The following is a 17,925-nucleotide window of genomic DNA, read 5'->3' as shown; positions in this document are numbered from 1 at the left end:
GGCGCGGTCGCCCACCTAAAGCCGCCATATGGCCGAACCCTTCTATATCACCACCGCAATCAGCTATCCCAATGGCCGCCCGCATATCGGGCATGCCTATGAGGCGATCGCGACCGACGCGATCGCGCGATTCCAGCGGCTGATGGGCCGCGACGTCTTCTTCATGACCGGCACAGACGAGCATGGCCTGAAGATGGTGCAGACCGCACGCGACAAAGGCGTCGAGACGGCCGCATTGGCGGAAGAAATGTCATCCTATTTCAAGCAGATGGATGATACCCTCAATATCTCCTACGATCGTTTCATCCGGACCAGCGAACCCGTGCATCACACCGCGAGCCAGGCAATCTGGCGGGCGATGGAGGCGAATGGCGACCTGTATCTCGATCGCTATGAGGGCTGGTATTCGATCCGCGACGAAGCCTTTTACGACGAGAAGGAACTGACCGACGGGGAAGGGGGCGAAAAACTGTCGCCTCAAGGCACGCCCGTCACCTGGACCGCCGAGGAAAGCTGGTTCTTCCGGCTTTCCAAATATCAGCAGCCCTTGCTCGACCTGTATAATGGCCAGCCCGATTTCATCCGGCCCGACAGTCGCCGCAACGAGACGATGCGCTTCGTCGAGGGCGGATTGTCCGACCTGTCGGTCTCGCGCACCAGCTTCGACTGGGGCGTGAAGGTGCCGGGCAGCGACGGCCATGTCATGTATGTCTGGGTCGATGCGCTGACCAATTATCTGACCGGCATCGGCTATCCCGAGGATAGCGAGGCGTTCCACAAATATTGGCCGGCCAATCATCACATCATCGGCAAGGACATTGTCCGTTTCCACGCGGTCTATTGGCCCGCATTCCTGATGTCCGCCGGCATCGCACTGCCCAGGCAGGTGTTCGGCCACGGTTTCCTGCTCAACCGCGGCGAGAAAATGTCGAAATCGCTCGGCAATGTCGCCGACCCGCTGGAGCTGGCAGAGGCGTTCGGCGTCGATCAGCTGCGCTATTTTCTGCTCAGCGAAGTCACCTTCGGCAATGACGGCAGCTATAGCGCGGAGGCGATCGTCACGCGCTGCAATGCCGATCTCGCCAACAGCTTCGGCAATCTCGCACAACGCACCTTGAGCTTCATCGCCAAGAATCTCGGCGCATTGCCGAGTGGCGGTCGCAGCGAGCCCGCCGATAGCGACCTGCTGGCGCAGATTGCCGGGATCACGCGCAGCGAAGTGCCGGCGGCCTTTTCCGATCTCGGCCTGTCGCAGGGGATCGAGGCCTGGCTGCGCGGCGTGTTCGCCTGCAACCAGTATATCGACGCCCAGGCGCCCTGGGCGCTGCGCAAGACCGATCCCGAGCGGATGATGGCGGTGCTGGAAACGCTGTATCGCGCGATCCGCGATCTCGCGATCGTCATCGCGCCGGTGATCCCGGCGGCATCGGGCAAATTGCTCGACCAGATGGGCGCCGAGGCCCGCGATTTCGCCGCGCTCGAAGATGACGACTGGTATGGCCGCCTTGTCGGATCGGGCTTCACGCTCGCACCGCCAAGCCCCATCTTCCCCAGGCTCGAGCTTCCGGCGGAGGCCTGATCATGTTCGTCGATAGCCATTGCCACCTGAACTATAAGGGGCTGATCGAGGAGCAGGCGGCCGTGCTGGCGCGTGCGCGCGAAGCCGGGGTCGGCACGATGCTCAACATCTCGACGCGCGAGCGCGAATGGGACGACATCATCGCAACGGCCGAGCGCGAGGCCGATGTCTGGGCGACGGTCGGCATCCATCCGCACGAAGCGGACCAGCATCCCGATGTCGATACGGCGAAGCTCGTCGCCAAGGCCGCGCACCACCGCGTGATCGGCATAGGCGAGACCGGGCTCGATTATTATTATGATCATTCGGATCGCGACCGGCAAAGGACGAGCTTTCGTGCGCATATCGTCGCGGCGCGCGAAACCGGTCTGCCGCTGATCGTCCATACCCGCGATGCCGAGGCCGATACCGCCGACATCCTGGCCGAGGAAATGGGGAAGGGGGCCTATCCCGGGGTCATCCATTGCTTCACGGCGAGTGGAGAATTCGCGGACAAGGCACTCGAACTTGGCCTTTATATCTCGATCTCGGGCATCGTGACCTTCAAGAACGCCAGGGATCTGCAGGAGACGGCGGCACGATTGCCGGCGGAGCGGCTGCTGATCGAGACCGACGCGCCGTTCCTCGCGCCGGTGCCGCATCGCGGCAAGACCTGCGAGCCGGGCCATGTCGCGGATACCGCGCGTTTCCTTGCCAATCTGCGCGGGGTGAGCGTCGAGGAACTGGCCGAGCAGACCACGCGCAATTTCCGGGCCCTGTTCACCAAGGCGGCTGCGTGACGCTGGCCGCTCGCCGGAATGCGCCATGAAAATACGCATCCTGGGGTGCGGTACGTCTTCGGGTGTGCCGAGGATCGGCAATGACTGGGGCGATTGCGATCCGGCGGAACCCAGAAACCGCCGCAGTCGTGCATCGATCATCGTCGAGAGCGCCACCACACGGATTCTGGTCGATACCTCGCCCGATCTGCGAGAACAGTTGCTGAGCGCCGATGTGGCCGATGTCGATGCGGTGATCTGGACGCACGATCATGCCGATCACTGCCATGGCATCGACGATCTCCGTCAACTCTTCCATGCGCGGGGGCGGCCGGTCGACGGCTTTGCGCGCGTGGACACGCTGACCTCGCTGCAACGGCGCTTCGCCTATGCTTTTGACGGCAAGGACGGTTATCCGCCGACGGTCACGGGAAATGTCCTGCAAGACGACTGGACGCTTGGCGATATCCGGATCCGCACCGTCGACCAGCCGCATGGATCGATCACATCTGCGGGGCTGCGCTTTGACGGTCCGGGTGGATCGATCAGTTATTCCACAGATTTCAACGGGTTGACACAGGATATGAAGGTTCTTTTCGAGCTTTCGGATATCTGGGTGGTGGATGCGTTGCGCTACAGGCCGCATCCGACCCATCCGCACCTGGCGCTGACGCTCGACTGGATCGCCCGATTGGCGCCGGGCCGCGCCATCCTGACGCATATGGACCAATCGATGGATTATGCGTCATTGTGCGCCGAGCTTCCTCCAGGCGTCGAGCCTGGCTGGGACGGACTGGAGGCAGCGACCGCTTGAGCGACGACCAATCGATCAACCTGATCTACGCGATCGGCGGCCTTGTCCTGGTCGGCAGCTCGCTGGCCGCGCGCCGCATGCCGATGGGCCAGACGCTCAGAATGGCGCTTGCCTGGGTCGCGATCTTCGCCGGTCTTTTCGTGATCGTGGCGCTGCGCGACGATTTCGGCGCGATCTGGCAGAAAGTGCGCATGGCGGCGATCGGTGACGGCGGCCAGACCGTCGGCGGCAGTTTGCGCATTCCGGCATCCGAGGATGGCCATTATTACGCCGTGGCGATCGTCAACGGCCATAGCGTGCGGTTCCTGATCGACAGCGGTGCGTCGGTGACGTCGGTTTCGACGGAGACGGCAAAGGCCGTGGGCATTCCGCTGGACGGCGCTGGCTATCCGGCGATCGTCGAGACCGCCAATGGCCTGGCCGAAGCGCAGCGGTCGAGCGTCGGGCGCTTCGAACTCGGACCGATCAAGCGTGAGGACATGCACATCTTCGTGATGGAGGATCTGGGCGACACGAACCTGCTGGGCATGAATTTCCTGTCCACATTGAAGAGCTGGCGCGTGGAAGGGCGAACGCTGATCCTCGAGTCCTGATCTACCTGTATTTTACATAATGTATATTATCGCACTTTTGGAGCTGCCCGGTGCCGACCCCCCCATTGGACGATTTGACCGATATCATGGCGCGATTGCGCGATCCGGAGCATGGCTGCCCCTGGGATGTCGAGCAGAGCTTCGAGACGATCGCGCCCTATACGATCGAGGAAGCCCATGAAGTTGCCGACGCGATCGCCCGCGCCGACATGGCGGATCTCAAGGACGAGCTTGGCGACCTGCTGCTCCAGGTCGTGTTTCACGCGCGCATCGCCGAAGAAGCCGGCCATTTCGGGATCGGCGACGTCATCGCCGCAATCTCCGACAAGATGGTTCGCCGGCACCCGCATGTCTTCGGTGCCGATCCACGCGAGACCGGCCACGCCCAATGGGAAGTCATCAAGGCCGCCGAACGCGATGCCAAGGATGACAAGAGCGCGCTGGCCGGCGTCGCGCTCGGCCTGCCCGCGCTGCTACGCGCCGAAAAGCTGCAGAAGCGTGCCGCGCGAACCGGGTTCGATTGGCCCGATACCGCTGGACCGCGCATGAAGATCGACGAGGAACTCGCTGAAATTGAACAATGTTCAAGCGCGGATGAGTTGGAAGATGAAATCGGCGATTTGCTTTTCGCCTGTGTGAACTGGTCACGCCATCTCGGCATCGATCCGGAAGCCGCGCTGCGCCGTGCCAACCGCAAGTTCGAGACGCGTTTCCGGGCAATGGAGGCCGAGGCCGGCGAGGCGTTCATGAGCCTGTCGCTCGAAGACAAGGAAGCACTGTGGGTTCAGGCTAAGGGAAAGACTGCGATTTGAACTGTCGCTCCAGCGAAAGCTGGAGCCCACGCAGTGCGTCCATCATCGCAGCCGCTGACGGATCGTATAGGCTCCAGCTTTCGCTGGAGCGACCTATATGAGGGGCGCGATACGTGCAAAACTCTCAGCCCCGCGCCTCGAACCGCCCCCAGTCCAGCTCGGACATCCGCACATCGACGCGGAGCAACTCCCCCTCCTCCACCGTGTCGAGCACTTCGCCGTGGCGATGGAGCCAGGCGATGGCCGCGCCGTCGGCCTGAGCCAGCCGGACGGTGCGGATGCGATTGCGTGAAGTCAGCAGTTCGGAAACCGTCTTGCGGAGCGCATCGACCCCTTCCCCAGTCTGTGCGGAGAGCAGCGCCACGTCGTCGCGGCGGGCGGCATCGCCCTCCAGCTCCACGCGCGCCTCGTCATCGAGCAGATCCACCTTGTTCCACGCCTCGATCATCGGCGTCTCTTCGGCCGTGCCCAGGTCCTTGAGGACCTGCTCGACATCGGCCTTTTGAGCATCGCTATCGGGATGCGCGATATCGCGGACATGGACGATCAGGTCGGCCGCCGTCACTTCCTCCAGCGTCGCACGGAAGGCCGCGACGAGCTGGGTGGGCAGATCGGATACGAAGCCCACCGTGTCGGACAGGATCGCCTTGTCGAGACCGGGCAAGCGGATCTGCCGCATCGTCGGATCGAGCGTCGCGAAGAGCAGATTCTCCGCCATGACGTCAGCACCCGTCATCCGATTGAAAAGTGTCGATTTTCCGGCATTGGTATAGCCGACCAGCGCGATCACCGGCCATGGCGCGCGCCGCCGTCGATCGCGGTGCAACCCGCGCGTCCGGCGCACATCGGCCAGTTCACGGCGCAGCTTCGCCATCCGGTCGCGGATCATGCGGCGGTCGGCCTCGATCTGCGTTTCGCCGGGACCGCCGAGAAAGCCGAAACCGCCACGCTGGCGTTCAAGGTGAGTCCAGCTGCGCACGAGCCGCCCCGCCTGATAGTCGAGATGCGCCAGTTCGACCTGCAACCGTCCTTCGGCGGTCGCGGCGCGCTCGCCGAAGATCTCGAGGATCAGCCCGGTCCGGTCGATCACCTTGGCCTTGAGCTTGTCCTCGAGATTGCGTTGCTGCACCGGCGTCACCGATGCGTCGACGATCACCAGTTCGGCCTCGTTCTGCTGAACCGCGACCGCGAGTTGATCGACCTGGCCGCTGCCGAACAACGTCGCCGGCTTTGTCTGCCTCACGCGGAAATGGAGCCTGTCGACGACATCGATGCCGATCGCTTCGGCCAGGCCGGCGGCTTCCTCCAGGCGTGCGTCGGAATCGCGCACCGACCCGCCAGTGTCGGGCAAGGCCACGATCGCGCGTGCGCCGCGCGCCAGTCCTTCGTCTTCACTCCGCTGGAATACGCTCATAGGCCCTCATTCCGCCGTTCCCGCCGTCACGGGACTGACGGATAGGCTTCGCGCCTCAAAGCGCTGAACGATCTGTTGATCATCCAGCGCTTCGAGTTTCCTCTGTTTTCCGCATTTTCCGAGTCTCCGGGTGACGCCACCCGACTGGAAGATGCTCTAATCGTCGTCTGATTCCCCACCCTCTTCGGCGAGGTTCAGCGGATGGGCAGGCTGCACCGTCGAGATCGCATGCTTGTAGACGAGCTGCGAGAGCCCGTCGCGCTGGAGCAGCATGCAGAACAGGTCGAATGCCACGATCTCGCCCTGCAGCATCACGCCGTTGACCAGGAACATCGTCACCGGCGCTTCGGACTTGTGAACCGCGCTCAGAAACACTTCCTGCAACGACTTCGATTTGCCGCGGCTTTCGTCGAACGCCTTCTCGATCGGTTTCAGATCGATCGGCGCTGCGGGCATGACGGTGGAGATCGCGTGCTTGTAGACCAGCTGCGACTGACCGTCGCGGCGCAGCAGCACCGAGAAATTGTCGAACCAGGTGATGATGCCCTGGAGCTTCACGCCCTTCACCAGGAACATGGTGACCGGCGTCTTGGTGCGCCGCAGCGTGTTGAGAAAAATATCCTGCAGATTGTTGATCTTGTCGGCCATTTCTTACTGTCCTGTTCTTGGCGGATCGCGGTCCGCGGTCGCCCGGTTGCGACGGGCTTGGTCTGCCGTTGTGGCGCCTCCTATCTAGTGCGTCGCAGCGGCTTCGTCCACCGCTGCGCGCTCATTCCTCGCCGTCGGGCTTGGTGTCGGCCATGCCCAGCAGCTTCAGCTTGCGGTGCAATGCCGACCGTTCCATGCCGATAAAGCTCGCCGTGCGTGAGATATTGCCCGAGAAACGCCGGATCTGAATGCGCAGATATTCGCGTTCGAACGTCTCGCGCGCTTCGCGCAAGGGGGCGCCCATGATCGCCGAGGCCGCGTTGCCGACGCTCGCGTCACCCTGCGCGCCCATCACTTCGGGCGGCAGCATGTCGAGGTCGATCTGGCCGATCCGGTCGCCCGGCGCCAAGATGATCGTCCGTTCGACGACATTGCGGAGCTGGCGGACATTGCCGGGCCAGTCATAGGCCTGAAGCGCGGCGATCGCATCGCCGGCCACGCCGGGCGGCAACACCCTGCGTTCATTGGCGTAGCGCGCGACGAAATGGTCGATCAGCCCGGGAATGTCCTCGCGCCGCTCGGACAGTGGCGGGATATGCACGGGCACCACGTTCAACCGGTAATAGAGATCCTCGCGGAAGCGCCCCGCGGCGATCTCCTCTGCCAGATCGCGCGACGTGGCCGAAACGACGCGGAACTCGACCTTCACCGTGCGCTGCCCGCCAACCCGGGTAAAGCTCTGATCGGTCAGCACGCGCAGAATCTTCGCTTGTGTAGTGAGCGGCATGTCCGCCACCTCGTCGAGGAACAATGTGCCGCCATGCGCCTGTTCGAGCAGCCCGGGACGGACAAGCTCTCCCCCGTCCTCCACGCCGAACAGCTCCTCTTCGACACGCTCGGGCTCCATCATCGCCGAACTGACGACCATGAACGGCGCGGTCGCCCGATTGCTCCACATATGAAGCAGACGCGCGGCGACTTCCTTGCCCACGCCCGCCGGGCCGGTAACGAGCACGCGGCTGCCCGTCGCCGCGACGCGCTTCAGCGTGGCGCGCACGGCGTTGATCGAGGTCGAGCTGCCCGTCAGCTCTTCCTCGCGGCCGACCTGTGCCTTGAGCGAGGCATTTTCGCGGCGCAGTCGTTCGGTTTCGGTCGCGCGGCTGACCAGATGCAGCAGATGCGCCGCTTCGAAGGGTTTTTCGATGAAATCGACGGCGCCGCGCCGGATCGCCGCGACCGCCGTGTCGAGATTGCCGTGCCCCGACATCACCAGCACGGGCAGCGACGGGTCGCGCCGCTTGATCTCGTCGAGCAGGTCGAGACCGTCGAGCTTCGACCCCTGCAACCACACGTCGAGCAGCACCAGCGAGGGGCGACGTTCGGCAATCGCTTCAAGCGTGGCGTCGCTGTTGCCTGCCGTACGCGGCGAATAGCCTTCATCTTCGAGAACACCGGACACCAAGTCCCGGATATCCTGCTCGTCATCGACAATCAGAATGTCTAGCGCCATGGCTCAGCCTTCTCCTTTCCGCGTCAGTCGCGGGGTTTTTTCGTCTTCGTCGGGGGCGATCGCGTCGTCGTCGTGCGCAAGCTCGGCGAGCATATCGAGATCGAAGGTCGTCGAGATGATCGTGCCGCCACCCGGATTGTCGGCAAGCTGCATTGTGCCGAAATGTTCCTCGACGATCTTCTTCACGATCGCGAGACCAAGCCCGGTGCCGCGCGTCCGCGTGGTGACATAGGGTTCGACCAGCCGGTCGCGCTCCTGTGGCAGGCCGATGCCGTTATCGGTGATGGTGACCGAGACCCGCCCGGGATTTTCGCACCGGGCGATCGCAAGTGTCACCTGCCCCGCATAACCGTCTTCTCCCCCTTCCGCTTTCTGCTCGATCGCTTCGACCGCATTCTTCACGAGATTGGTCAGCGCCTGCCCGATCTGGCGGCGATCGCAGACCATTTGCTGCGCTTCGCTCTCCTGTTCGAATGTGAAGTGGATTTCGGGATGCGCGACCTCGTGGAGGAACAGCGACTGTCGCGCGATATCGGTCAGCGATTCCGGGCGGAAGACCGGCTTGGGCATCCGCGCGAAGGATGAGAATTCGTCGACCATCCGCCGGAGATCGCCAACCTGGCGCACGATCGTCTCGGTGAGCCGGGTAAAGGTGCCCGTCTCGTCGTTGATTTGCTTGCCATAACGGCGTTGCAGCCGCTCGGCGGCGAGCTGGATCGGCGTCAGCGGATTCTTGATCTCGTGCGCGATACGGCGGGCGACATCGGACCACGCCGCACGGCGCTGGTCGAGCAATTGCTGGGTGATATCGTCGAAAGTCAGCACGCGCCCGCTTTCGTCGTCCACCACGCGAACGGCCAGGGTGCGGGCTTCGCCGGTGGAATTGAGCTGGACGACCTCGCTGCGATCGCCGCCGGTCGCCAGCCCGGCAAATTCGGGGGCGAGCTCGGCCAGGCTTCGCCCGATGGCGTCGAACGGACCGACCTTGAGCAAGGCGGCTGCCTGACTGTTCATGAGCAGGATCTGGCCGTTGACGTCGACCGAAACCACGCCGGCGCTGACGCCTGACAACACCGCTTCGATAAAGGCGCGGCGCCGTTCGAGCGCGCCGGTCTGCTCCTCGATCCGGCGCGTCATCCGGTTGAACGCATTGGCCAGGCGTCCGATCTCATCCTGCCGCACGGGCTGTTCGACGCGTGCGCTGAGATCGCCGCCCGCAATGCGCTGCGCCGCATCGACGAGATCCCCGAGCGGACGCACGATACGGTCGGCCACGGCAAGCGCGATGAACACCGCCGCACCCACGATCAGCAGCGAAACGGCGAGCAATGCGATATTGAACTGGAGTTGCAACGCGCGCGAGCGTTCCAGCAATCTCTTATAATCCTGGAGCACCGTGTCCGCACGCTGGGCCTGGGCAAGCATCTTGGGATTGGCGACGCGCGCCGCCCATAGATAGGCTTCCTCCTTCACCCCCAGCGGCACCACAGCTTCGATCCGGTCGTTGGTTTCGGTCACCACCGCGGGCGCGCCGCGACGGATCTTCTCCATCACCTCGGGCTTCACCACATTGGCTTCGCCACGATCATAGGGATCGACCATGATCAGCGTCTGCAACCCGACCCCGGGCTTCACCACCAGGATCGCGGCTTCGGACAATTCACGCTGATAGACCTGCCGGGCAAAAGCCTCCTGGAACAGCGGATTTTCGATCGGCGCTTCCTGGAGGAACTGGATCAGGTCCGACGCCATGGTGACGGTCTGCCCCTGCACATCGTCACGATTCTGCGCATAGGTCTCCTGCGCCAGGATGCTCGCATTTTCGAGCATGCCGCGTGCGCGGTCGGAGAACCAGAATTCGACGCCATATTGGAACAGCAGCGACGCGAAGATCACCACGAGCAGCGTCGGCACTGCGGCGATCAGCGAAAAGAGCGCCACTAGGCGAACATGCAGACGCCCGCCCCCGCCGACCAGCGAGCGCGCGGCGCGTCGCTTGGCGATGCGGCGGCCGAGCAGCACGAGCAATGCGACGCCGGGCACCAGATTGCTGATCAACAGCAACGCCACCATTGCCGGCGACAGCAGCCGATCCGACGCGGATTCGGCGGTCACGATGAAATAACTCGCGATCACGATCGCGAGCGCCGCGCCGAGCGTGGCCAGTTCGACCCAGGCAACCAGATTGTTGCGGCGGTAAAAGGCGGTCAGCGCGCGCCGCCAGCGGGCGGGTTTCATCGAAATGTCACGATCCGGCGCAGTCACCGTTGCTTACATACAACATTCACGTTGCAAGACAAACACACTCTGCGCCAAAGTGGAGGTAAGGCCGGCGCGTACCAGGCACGATCCGGCGCAAGTTGGCGCGAGAACGGGTCAGAGGCCGCGGCGCAGTTTCCCGAGATCGATGGCGTGATCGTTGAGTTTCTTGCGCAGCGTGTTGCGATTGATGCCGAGCAGATCGGCGGCACGGAGCTGGTTGCCGCGCACCGCCGCCAGGGTCAGTCGCAACAGCGGCTCCTCCATCTGGGCAAGCACGCGATCATAAAGGCCATCGGGCGGCAATTCGTCGCCGAAGCTTGCAAAATAGCCCGACAGGCTGGCTTCGACGGCATCGGAAAGCCCCCGCCCCACCAGCAGCGGCAATGGCGCTTCGGTGCCACCGCCCGACAGCGACTGGTCGATCAGCCGGGCGCCGATCACTTCCTCGCGACTGAGCGCCGCCAGCCGGCGCATGAGATTTTCGAGTTCGCGGACATTGCCCGGCCAGCCATGCGCCGCCAGCCGTGCAAGCGCGTCCGGCCCCAACCGCTTGCGCGACAGCCCCTCCTGCCCCGCCCGGTCAAGAAAGTGGCGCGCCAGCTCGGCGATGTCGCCCGGCCGGTCGCGCAACGGCGGCAAATGGACGGGGACCACGTTCAAGCGATAGAACAGATCCTCCCGAAACGCGTTCGCCGCGATCATCGCTGGCAGGTCCTTATGCGTTGCGGCAATGATCCGAACGTCCGCACGGATCGAGCGCGCACCGCCCACCGTGGTGAATTCGCCTTCCTGAAGCACGCGCAACAGCCGCGTCTGCGCCTCCATCGGCATATCGCCGATCTCGTCGAGGAACAGCGTGCCGCCCTGTGCCTGTTCGAATTTGCCGGCGGTGCGGGCCTGCGCACCGGTGAAAGCACCGCGTTCGTGACCGAACAGCTCGGATTCGATCAGTTCGCGCGGGATCGCCGCCATGTTGATCGCGACGAACGGCTTGCGCCGCCGCGGCCCGAGATCGTGGATCGCACGCGCCACCAATTCCTTGCCGGTGCCCGACTCGCCGAAGACGAGAACGGTGAGTTCGTTCGAAACGACGCGCGCGATCGTCCGATAGACGTCCTGCATCGCCGGTGAGCGGCCGATCAGCGGCAGATCTTCCTTGATCCCCTCGGGCTCGGCATCGGCGCGTGCCGTGCGGCTGCGCAGTCCATCCGCGACTGCGCGGCACAGTTCCTCCAGATCGAACGGCTTGGGCAGATATTCGAATGCCCCCTGCTCGGTCGCACGCACGGCGGTTGCCAGCGTGTTCTGCGCCGACAGCACGATCACCGGCATGCCCGGATTTTCCGCAAGCATTTCAGGGACAAGATCGAGCCCGTTGCCATCGGGCAACATGACGTCGGTGACCAGCAGGTCGGGTGCGAACCGCGCCATCGCCTTGCGCTGCTCCGCAACCGACGCTGCGGTCTCGACCTCATGCCCCTCGCGACGCAGCGCTTCGCGCACCACGGTGCGGATCGCGGCGTCGTCATCGACGACGAGGATGCGGCCCACGCTCATGCGCGGTCCCGAGCGCGCGGCAACAACAGGCGGAAAACGGTCATTTCTGGGTGTCCTTCACGCGCATATTCGACGACACCGCCCTGATCGGTGACCAGCTTGTCGACCAGCGCCAGTCCAAGCCCGCTGCCTGTTCGTTTGGATGTGACGAAGGGATCGAACAGATGTTCGCCAATCTCCGGCGGCGCGCCGGGGCCGTTGTCGATCACGCAAACCTCGATCGGCAGGGCCTGCTTGCCATCGGTGCCATGCTTCACGAACGATACGCCATGACGATAGGCGGTTCGAATCTGGATTGCTCCGTCTTCACGATCGCCAATCGCTTCAGCTGCATTCTTGAGAAGGTTTATGAAGATTTGCACCAGTGAATCGCGATGCCCCAGCACCTCGGGGAGCGAGGGGTCATACGCTTCGCGTACCGGGATCGCGTGAGCGAAGCCCTTGCGGGCGACTTCGCGCGCATGGCTCAATATGGCATGGATGTTCTGCGGCTCGAGCACGATGTTCCGCGTGTCGGTGAACCCCTCCATGCGATCGATCAGCGCGGTGACGCGGTCCACCTCATCCATGATCAGTCGGGTCAGGTCGTGCGCTTCGGGATCGACGCTCTTGTCGAGCAATTGCGCTGCGCCGCGAATGCCGGAGAGCGGGTTCTTGATCTCGTGCGCCAGCATCGCCGCCGCGCCCACGGCGGTCAGTTTGCCGCCCTCGCGCTCGGCACTGCGCCCGACGATATGCGCGGCAGAACGCATATGGATGGTGACCACGCGCCATCCTGGATGATCAGGCATCGGCGCCGCCATCATATCCACCCGCTGAGTCCGCCCGCTTGGCAGGTCGATGGTCAGGTCAAACGCGGAGAAAGGCGAATCCTTCGCCATCGTCGTCAGCGGATGTCCGGTCAGCGTTTTCATCGACCGGCCGACGATCGCGCTGCGCCCCAGATTCAACAGCGTCTCGCTTGCCACATTGGCTTCGGCGATCATGCCGTCGGGATCGATGACGAGCACGGGTGTGGGCAGCACCGCGAACAGTTCGGCCAGGGCCGGGACATCGGGCGCGGCGACCGAAGCCGCCCGCCTTCCCAGGCGGATCAGGCGGCCGCCCGGGAGAGCCATGGGCCGTAGAAATCCGCCAGCATCGCCAGCACGGTCTCGGCACTCGGCTCCTGGTTCACCGCATTGCGGAACTCGGCCGATCCCGGCAGGCCCTTGGTGTACCAGCCGATATGCTTGCGGGCCATATTGACCCCGGTGAACTCGCCATAATGATCGAGCATCGCGACATAATGGCCTATGATCGCGTGATATTGTTCCTCGATCGACGGATCGGCGAGCGCCTGCCCGGTGCGCAGCCAATGCATCACCTGGCCGAGCAGCCATGGCCGACCATAAGCGCCGCGCCCGATCATGATGCCGTCCGCGCCCGATTGCGCCAGCGCGGTCTCGGCATCCTCGATCGAGCAGATATCGCCATTGGCGATCACGGGGATCGAGACGGCATCCTTCACCCGGCGGATGAATGCCCAGTCCGCAGATCCCTTGTACATCTGGTTGCGCGTGCGGCCATGGACGGTGACCATCCTGACGCCGAGATCCTCGGCGATGCGCGCGAGTTCGGGGGCATTCAGGCTGTCATGGCACCAGCCCATCCGCATCTTGAGCGTGACCGGCACCGAAACCGCCTTCACCGTGGCCTCGACCAGCGACGCGGCGTTCTTCAGATCGCGCATCAGCGCCGATCCGGCATCGCCGTTGGTCACCTTGCGCACCGGGCAACCCATATTGATGTCGATGATCGCGGCGCCGCGATCCTCGCTGAGTTTCGCGGCCTCGCCCATTTCCTTGGCGGTGCAGCCGACAAGCTGCATCGACACCGGCTCTTCCACCGGATCCCAGGCCGCTTTCTGGATCGACTGGCGGGTTTCGCGGATCGCGGCCTGGCTGGCGATCATCTCGGTGACGTTGAGCCCCGAGCCATAGCGCCGCACGAGCGTGCGGAACGGCAAATCGGTCACGCCCGTCATCGGCGCGAGGATCACCGGCATGTCGATCCGCACGGGGCCGATATCGATGGGAGCGAGCTTGGTCATCATTTGCCTAAAAAAGAGGCAGCGCCATAGCGGGATTGGGCCCGGCGGGCAAGTGATGGGGATGGTTTGCACGGGACGCAAAAAGCTTTAGGCGCGCGGCATGGATACAAGGGCCCCCATAGTCGCGCTGATCGTCGCCGCCGGAAGAGGTGAGCGCGCGGGCGGTGGTGCGCCCAAGCAGTTCGTGCCGCTGGCTGGCCACGCTGTGCTGGCGCACAGCGTCGCGGCGTTCTCGCGTCATCCGGCGATCGACAGGATCGTGATCGTGATCGGCGAAGAACAGGAAGCGGAGGCACGCGCCGCGGTCGGCGATCGTCAATTCGTGATCGGTGGCGCCACACGCCGCGAGTCGGTCCTCAACGGTCTCGAAGCGATCGGCACCGCTGCGGGTGTGCTGATCCACGATGCGGCCCGCCCCCTCCTGCCCGCCGCTGTGATCGACCGGCTGCTTGCGGCGCTGGAGGATCATGTCGGCGCCGTTCCCGCCCTGCCCGTTGCCGACACGCTTGCCCATGCAGGCGATCGTCTGGGCGATACCGTTGCGCGCGATGGGCTGGTGCGTGTGCAGACCCCACAGGCATTTCGCTTTGCCGAGGTCATGGCATCGCACCGCGACTGGCCCGCCGAGCGTGAAGCGACCGACGATGCGCAGATCGTCCGCGCCGCAGGGCATGCCATTGCGATCGTCCAGGGCGATCCCACGCTGGAGAAGATCACGCATCCGGCGGACTTCGCGGCTGCCGAAACCCGCCTCGCGATGCAAAGCACCACCCGCACCGCGCTCGGCTATGACGTCCATCGCCTCGTCGATGGCGAGGAATTATGGCTGGGCGGCATCCGCATCCCCCACAAACAGGGGCTTTCGGGCCATAGCGACGCCGATGTCGCGCTCCATGCCCTGACCGATGCGCTGCTCGGTACGATCGCTGCCGGCGATATCGGCCTGCATTTTCCGCCGTCCGATCCGCAATGGCGCGGCGTGTCGTCCGACCGGTTCCTGTGCCATGCCGCGGATCTTGTCGGACGGGCCGGCGGGCGGATCGAGCATGTCGATCTCACCATCATCTGCGAAGCACCCAAGATCGGCCCATATCGGGACGCAATCCAGGCCCGCATCGCCGATCTGTTGCGGCTCGACTCGACGCGGGTTAGCGTGAAAGCCACGACGACAGAACGGCTGGGTTTCACCGGCCGCGGTGAGGGGATCGCCGCGCAGGCCATCGCAACAATAACGCTCGTTGAGGCGTTGTAATGAAATCCGAGATGTCCGTGACCGAAACCGCCAGGAAAAAGACCACATTGCCCGCCAAGCTCGTCGATGCCGCCAAGCGCGTCGTCGAGGCGAACCGTGCGGCGGGCCGCAGGATCGCGGTCGCGGAAAGCTGCACCGGCGGACTGGTCAGCGCTGCGCTGACCGAGATTCCGGGGTCGTCCGACGTGTTTCAGGCCGGTTTCGTGACCTATTCGAACGAGGCCAAGATCGCCATGCTCGGCGTCAGCCTGGACGTTCTCGAGACCTTCGGCGCGGTGTCGATCGCGGTCGCCTGGGCAATGGCGCGTGGCGCGATCGTCCGGTCCGACGCCGATGTCGCGGTTGCGATCACCGGGGTTGCGGGCCCGGACGGCGGCAGCGAGCGGAAACCGGTGGGCACGGTCGTCTTCGCGCGTGCGGAGCGCGAGTCCGGTCCGGAGGATATCATCGCGGACAAGCGCGAATTCGGCGATCTCGGGCGTGGCGGCATCCGCCTTCAGGCGGCGCTGTGCGCGCTCGAATTGCTGATGCCGGGATCGCCCGCACCGTAAAGCGCGGCGGCACGCGTCTCGAAAGCGCCGATCATCTTCCTGAGGGCGCGATCGAACATCTGCCCTGCCAGCCGCTCGAACAGCGACGAGCGGAACGCGAAATCGACGGCGAAATCCACGAACGTCCCGCCGGCCCCGTCCGGCCGGAAAATCCATTCATTGCGCAGATATTTGAGCGGCCCGTCGACATAATCGACGCTGATCGTGTGCGGCCGATCTTTCTTCACCCGCGAGGTGAAGGTTTCGCGCAATGCCGAGAAACCGACGATAAGATCGGCGACCATTTCGGTTTCGCTGTCCGAACGCACCCTGACGGCGCTCACCCAGGGCAGGAATTCGCGATAGCTGGGAACGTCCGCCACCAGATCGAACAATTGCTGGGGCGTATAGGGAAGATGGCGGGTTTCGGAATGCCGGGGCATCTGTTCGGCCCTATGCTCGTGCCAGTTTCGCCTCACGTGCGGCGCGCATGCGCGCGAAATCTTCACCCGCATGGTAGCTTGACCGCGTCAGCGGCGAGGACGCGACGAGCAGGAAGCCCTTGGCGCGCGCGATCGCGGCATAGGCGTCGAACGCCTTGGGCGGCACGAACTCCATCACCTTGGTGTGCTTGGGCGTGGGCTGGAGATACTGGCCCATGGTCAGGAAATCGACGTCGGCCGAGCGCATGTCGTCCATCACCTGATGGACTTCGAGCCGTTCCTCGCCAAGTCCGAGCATCACGCCGGATTTGGTGAAGATCGAGGGATCGTGCCGCTTGACCGATTCGAGCAGGCGCAGCGACGCATAATAGCGCGCGCCCGGCCGGATCGTCGGATAGAGCCGCGGCACGGTTTCGAGATTATGGTTGTACACATCGGGCCGTGCCGTGACGATCGACTCGACCGCGGCTTCGGCCTTGTTGCGGAAATCGGGCGTCAGGATCTCGATCGTGGTTTTGGGCGTATTGCGCCGCAGCGCCTCGATCACCTTCACGAACTGCGAAGCGCCGCCATCAGGCAGGTCATCGCGATCGACCGAGGTGATCACGATATGCTCCAGCCCCAGTTCGGCCGCCGCCACGGCGACATGTTCGGGCTCGAGCGGGTCGACCTTGCGCGGCATGCCGGTCTTGACGTTGCAAAAAGCGCAGGCGCGCGTGCAGACGTCGCCCAGGATCATCACCGTCGCATGCTTCTTGGTCCAGCACTCGCCGATATTGGGGCACGCGGCTTCCTCGCAGACGGTCGCGAGGTTCAGTCGGCGCATCAATGCGCGAGTCTCGCCAAAGCCGACGCTGGTCGGCGCCTTGACGCGAATCCAGTCGGGCTTGCGCTGGCGCGGCGGGCGGGCTTCGGGGACGGTGGCTGGATCGGCTTCGCTCATGAAAGCGCAGATAGCGATTTCACCGGCCAGTTGCCACCCCTGCCCCCATCAGGCTAACGCCCCGAGTCATGGCAGACTTCAACGCACTCCTTTCCGGCTATCACCGCTTCCGCGAAACCGGCTGGGCACGACAGCGGGATCGCTGGTCGGAACTGGCGGAAGGACAGAGTCCGAAGGTGATGGTGATCGCCTGTTCCGACAGCCGAGTCGACCCGACCCAGATCTTCGACACGGCGCCTGGCGAGATGTTCGTCGTCCGCAATATCGCCAATCTTGTCCCACCGTTCGAGCTGGGCGGCGGTCGTCATGGCGTCTCCGCGGCGCTCGAGTTCGCGGTGACGCAGCTGGAGGTACCCGAGATCGTGGTGCTCGGCCATGGCGCATGCGGCGGCGTCCACGCCGCGCTGACCCGCCGGTTCGAGCATGCACCGCCGGGCGCCGGCGGTTTCATCGCGCATTGGGTCGATCTGCTCGACGATGCGCGCGACCGGATCGTGGATGAACTGGGCAATGGTCCCGAGGCCATTCGTGCGCTCGAACTCGAGACGGTGCGTGTGAGCATCGCGAATCTGCGCACCTTTCCCTGCATCCCCGAGCGTGAGGAAGCGGGAAGGCTGACCATCCACGGCGCCTATTTCGCGATCGCCGACGGCGTGTTGCATCTGCTCGACACGCAGACGGGCGAATTCCGGCCGGCCTGACGGCATCGTTCGCGAAG

Annotated in this window: 17 protein-coding genes; 8 read left to right on the top strand and 9 right to left on the bottom strand. The window is 64.2% G+C overall.

Annotated features, from left to right (window positions below):
* Positions 1-28: 28 nt before the first annotated feature.
* Genes metG through mazG form a run of 5 tightly spaced genes read left to right on the top strand, consistent with a single transcriptional unit; the run spans position 29 to position 4,556 of the window.
* Entirely contained in the window at positions 29-1,579 is a 1,551-nt protein-coding gene (metG, locus tag AC3WN8_RS17040) for a methionine--tRNA ligase (RefSeq protein ID WP_492670656.1), read from the top strand.
* A 2-nt stretch (positions 1,580-1,581) separates the two neighbouring features.
* Positions 1,582-2,358: a TatD family hydrolase gene (locus AC3WN8_RS17035; RefSeq protein ID WP_492670655.1), complete on the top strand. Its 777-nt coding sequence runs from the start codon at positions 1,582-1,584 to the stop codon at positions 2,356-2,358.
* A 25-nt stretch (positions 2,359-2,383) separates the two neighbouring features.
* The gene (locus AC3WN8_RS17030) at positions 2,384-3,151 is read left to right on the top strand and encodes an MBL fold metallo-hydrolase (RefSeq protein ID WP_492670654.1); all 768 of its coding nucleotides are present in this window, start codon (positions 2,384-2,386) and stop codon (positions 3,149-3,151) included.
* A complete protein-coding gene (locus AC3WN8_RS17025; protein ID WP_492670653.1) occupies positions 3,148-3,744 on the top strand; it encodes a TIGR02281 family clan AA aspartic protease in 597 nt (198 codons plus the stop codon). Before AC3WN8_RS17030 ends, AC3WN8_RS17025 begins: the two co-directional genes overlap by 4 nt.
* A gap of 50 nt (positions 3,745-3,794) precedes the next feature.
* Positions 3,795-4,556, top strand: a complete 762-nt coding sequence (mazG, locus tag AC3WN8_RS17020) for a nucleoside triphosphate pyrophosphohydrolase (protein WP_492670652.1) — start codon at positions 3,795-3,797, stop codon at positions 4,554-4,556.
* Between the two features lie 124 nt (positions 4,557-4,680).
* Here the strand turns inward: mazG and hflX are convergent, their stop codons facing one another.
* From hflX to dusB, 7 genes are all read right to left on the bottom strand, one after another.
* Entirely contained in the window at positions 4,681-5,970 is a 1,290-nt protein-coding gene (hflX, locus tag AC3WN8_RS17015) for a GTPase HflX (RefSeq protein WP_492670651.1), read from the bottom strand.
* Between the two features lie 156 nt (positions 5,971-6,126).
* Positions 6,127-6,618 (bottom strand): RNA chaperone Hfq, encoded by a 492-nt coding sequence (gene hfq / locus AC3WN8_RS17010; RefSeq protein WP_492670650.1) that lies wholly within the window; start codon positions 6,616-6,618, stop codon positions 6,127-6,129.
* Positions 6,619-6,739: 121 nt separating this feature from the next.
* Positions 6,740-8,128 (bottom strand): nitrogen assimilation response regulator NtrX, encoded by a 1,389-nt coding sequence (ntrX, locus tag AC3WN8_RS17005; RefSeq protein WP_492670649.1) that lies wholly within the window; start codon positions 8,126-8,128, stop codon positions 6,740-6,742.
* 3 nt (positions 8,129-8,131) lie between these two features.
* Positions 8,132-10,366 carry a sensor histidine kinase gene (locus AC3WN8_RS17000; RefSeq protein ID WP_492670648.1) on the bottom strand — a complete coding sequence of 745 codons (2,235 nt, stop codon included), beginning with the start codon at positions 10,364-10,366 and terminating at the stop codon, positions 8,132-8,134.
* A 138-nt stretch (positions 10,367-10,504) separates the two neighbouring features.
* Entirely contained in the window at positions 10,505-11,947 is a 1,443-nt protein-coding gene (gene ntrC / locus AC3WN8_RS16995) for a nitrogen regulation protein NR(I) (protein ID WP_492670647.1), read from the bottom strand.
* Positions 11,944-13,065: a two-component system sensor histidine kinase NtrB gene (locus tag AC3WN8_RS16990; protein WP_492670646.1), complete on the bottom strand. Its 1,122-nt coding sequence runs from the start codon at positions 13,063-13,065 to the stop codon at positions 11,944-11,946. The genes ntrC and AC3WN8_RS16990 overlap by 4 nt, the downstream gene beginning before the upstream one ends.
* A complete protein-coding gene (gene dusB / locus AC3WN8_RS16985) occupies positions 13,041-14,039 on the bottom strand; it encodes a tRNA dihydrouridine synthase DusB (RefSeq protein ID WP_492670645.1) in 999 nt (332 codons plus the stop codon). The genes AC3WN8_RS16990 and dusB overlap by 25 nt, the downstream gene beginning before the upstream one ends.
* 100 nt (positions 14,040-14,139) lie before the next feature.
* Here dusB and AC3WN8_RS16980 point away from each other — a divergent pair, with 100 nt between their 5' ends.
* Both AC3WN8_RS16980 and AC3WN8_RS16975 read left to right on the top strand, forming a co-directional pair.
* Positions 14,140-15,291: a bifunctional 2-C-methyl-D-erythritol 4-phosphate cytidylyltransferase/2-C-methyl-D-erythritol 2,4-cyclodiphosphate synthase gene (locus AC3WN8_RS16980; RefSeq protein WP_492670644.1), complete on the top strand. Its 1,152-nt coding sequence runs from the start codon at positions 14,140-14,142 to the stop codon at positions 15,289-15,291.
* 11 nt (positions 15,292-15,302) lie between these two features.
* On the top strand, positions 15,303-15,842 hold the full coding sequence (locus tag AC3WN8_RS16975; protein WP_492670643.1) for a CinA family protein: 540 nt from the start codon (positions 15,303-15,305) through the stop codon (positions 15,840-15,842).
* Here AC3WN8_RS16975 and AC3WN8_RS16970 read toward each other — a convergent pair.
* Together AC3WN8_RS16970 and lipA are read right to left on the bottom strand one after the other, a co-directional pair.
* Positions 15,788-16,264: a type II toxin-antitoxin system RatA family toxin gene (locus AC3WN8_RS16970; RefSeq protein WP_492670642.1), complete on the bottom strand. Its 477-nt coding sequence runs from the start codon at positions 16,262-16,264 to the stop codon at positions 15,788-15,790. The genes AC3WN8_RS16975 and AC3WN8_RS16970 overlap by 55 nt on opposite strands.
* Before the next feature lie 10 nt (positions 16,265-16,274).
* Positions 16,275-17,207 (bottom strand): lipoyl synthase, encoded by a 933-nt coding sequence (gene lipA / locus AC3WN8_RS16965; RefSeq protein ID WP_492670641.1) that lies wholly within the window; start codon positions 17,205-17,207, stop codon positions 16,275-16,277.
* Positions 17,208-17,275: 68 nt separating this feature from the next.
* Between lipA and AC3WN8_RS16960 the strand changes: the two genes are divergently transcribed.
* Positions 17,276-17,908, top strand: coding sequence for a carbonic anhydrase (locus AC3WN8_RS16960; RefSeq protein WP_492670640.1), 633 nt, complete (start codon positions 17,276-17,278; stop codon positions 17,906-17,908).
* Positions 17,909-17,925 lie beyond the last annotated feature (17 nt).

The organism is Sphingobium sp. FW305-3-2-15-F-TSA7 (genome assembly GCF_058787155.1).
The sequence above is the reverse complement of the archived record's forward strand: the minus strand, read 5'-3'. Positions and strand labels throughout refer to the sequence as shown.